This window comes from Candidatus Aegiribacteria sp., from assembly GCA_021108435.1.
Taxonomy (GTDB): domain Bacteria; phylum Fermentibacterota; class Fermentibacteria; order Fermentibacterales; family JCC-6; genus Aegiribacteria.
Genome location: JAIOQY010000060.1, coordinates 1 through 2,244, shown reverse-complemented (window position 1 = coordinate 2,244; position 2,244 = coordinate 1). Strand labels below are relative to the sequence as shown.

Genomic DNA, 2,244 nt, shown 5'->3' with positions numbered 1-2,244 from the left:
GCCAGCCACTTAGTGCCACCCACCAATAGCCACTTAGTGCCACCCACCAATAAAACGACAAAAGTTAATGCCTCCTTCTAGGGGGCTTTTGCTTTTGTGTTGAAGTTCACGATTCGGACCTTTGATCGAAGATCAAAACGGTGGGTTTACACTGAGCGAGCAAAGCGAGTCGAAATGAAACCGAAGGTTCTCCGAAGGAAATCCCTGCCTGGCAGCCATACAAGCAAATGCACCCTTCAATGAACTATTGAATATTTCTATTCTTGCTCATTCTGCAACCACAAAGTAGAATAAGGATAGAATCATACATTACTAGGAGGTGATTGATATGAGAATTGTATTCATCAGTTCATTCTTCTTACTATTTTCGGCAGTGAACGCTTCCGGGGATATTGTATATTGTTTTTCAGCACCAGGCGATAATGTAATAGGACTTGGAAGCAGCATTGATAGAGTATGGGCGATCGATGATGGTACGCTGCAGATCTACGAACTGGACTACAATGGCAGCATTCTTAACCAATTCCCGGTTATAGGAACTGCCACACCAACTGGCCTGGCCTGGGGGGATAGTGTTTTATATTATGCAGATGGGGGAACAGCTATTCTTCATGCCATGTCTGACGATGGTTCCTACCTTGGTTCTTACGATTTCTCCGATTCAGGGATATCATCTATCAGAGGGCTCGGCTTTAACAACAATATTGCACCGTACCTTCCTGAAGCACTCCTGATCACTGATGATGTCGCAGATGCTGCATTTGCGGCCTATCCTCCCCTTGTCTTTGATCAAATGGAACTGATTGCTGATCTGTCCGAAGCACCAGATATCTTCTATGATGCTGCGATCTCGCTGGGTTACGGTTCGATTTGGATTGCATGTGGTGATCTCTACGATAATGTTCAGGCTTTCAACTTGGGCGGATTCACTTATAACTGGCATTTCTACGATATCAACAATGTTGTTGGAATTGCTGATTACCTTGAAATGCCAACAGATGAATTTCTATGGTTGAGTGATCCTGATACAGATCTGATTTCACTTGTATACTATGGCATGAGTATTGAGGAATCATCAGGTTCGTTTTCTAACCTGAAACTTGAAGCCTCACCCAATCCGTTTTCAATTTCAGTGACAGTCTCAGTTCCAGGCTTAATAGACACTACATCTAATCTCCAGATTTTTGATCTTTCCGGAAGACTGGTCACCGAGATAGAGCCTATTTATGACAGCGGAGAAGCAATCTATCAATGGAATGGGAGATCGACATCTGGTGCAGAGCTTCCTGATGGTATCTATTCTGCAAGATTATCTTCGGGTGATATCTCATCTGTAGTGATGCTGCTAAAACTGTAGAATAGTTCCAAATACTACTCGGCATTAATACCAAGAGTACAGAGAGTATCTTTATTCATTTAAGTAGTTTCAGAGATTCGCTAAAAATGCATAATGCTCGCTGAAACATCACAGTAGGCCAGTCACCTACAAATATGGCCTATTTATTTTACTATTTCGCATAACCAACCGCAAAAAGTGTTCCAACTCTCAGACAGGTGGCTGGCTATTTGACTGTGCAATATTCTTGGGATATGCTTAACCTGTAAGTTAAAGAGCTAACCGAAAAAGGATGAATGGATGCTGATCTATATGTTCAGAAGAATTAAAATTAAGAGCATTCTATTTGGTTTGTCTGCGCTTCTAGTCTTTTTTGGATGCGGTGGACCCGATTGGGAATACTTTACCAGGGAGTATTTCACAGTACTGCCATTCGATATTCTGGCAGTATTTGATCAGAATGTTTACGAGAACGAATTAAGTGCCATGCCTTATGTTCATTCCGGTGATGGCTTTTATCTTATCGAATCCCCCGCTCATCTGGATTCGGTTTTCGAGTACATTGATTACTGGTATGATTGGGTGCCTCGACTTGATACACTTTTCCCTGAGGATGGGTATCTTGTAATGCTCGACTATTTCTATCCTTGTGGGACCCAGTTGCTTGATTACAGTTATAACTTCAATATGGACTCGTTAAAAATTACTATTGAGCTAAGAGAGGATCTGGAGTATCCTCATATGAAGTGCACAGATTGCTGGTTTGCGATAGGAGTAACGAGCCAATAAGATTTATCCTATCTATCTCAGGATTCATTGAGATTTTTTCTCCTTAAGTCGAAGCTTTCAGACAGTAATAGTAAAGCAGTATTGCCAGTCAGGTGTATTATTTTCTGGGAAGCTTATGT

General features: G+C 41.7%; 2 protein-coding genes. Both read left to right on the top strand.

Features of this window, described 5'->3' with window-relative positions; genetic code table 11:
• Window positions 1-328: 328 nt before the first annotated feature.
• Window positions 329-1,357: a hypothetical protein gene (locus K8R76_03560; protein ID MCD4847250.1), complete on the top strand. Its 1,029-nt coding sequence runs from the start codon at window positions 329-331 to the stop codon at window positions 1,355-1,357.
• A 279-nt stretch (window positions 1,358-1,636) separates the two neighbouring features.
• Window positions 1,637-2,125: a hypothetical protein gene (locus K8R76_03555; GenBank protein MCD4847249.1), complete on the top strand. Its 489-nt coding sequence runs from the start codon at window positions 1,637-1,639 to the stop codon at window positions 2,123-2,125.
• Window positions 2,126-2,244 lie beyond the last annotated feature (119 nt).

Excerpts from the sequence above, each read along its gene's own strand:
- K8R76_03555 (MCD4847249.1), top strand. The coding sequence starts at position 1,637 with ATGCTGATCTATATGTTCAGAAGAATTAAAATTAAGAGCATTCTATTT.
- K8R76_03560 (MCD4847250.1), top strand. The coding sequence starts at position 329 with ATGAGAATTGTATTCATCAGTTCATTCTTCTTACTATTTTCGGCAGTG.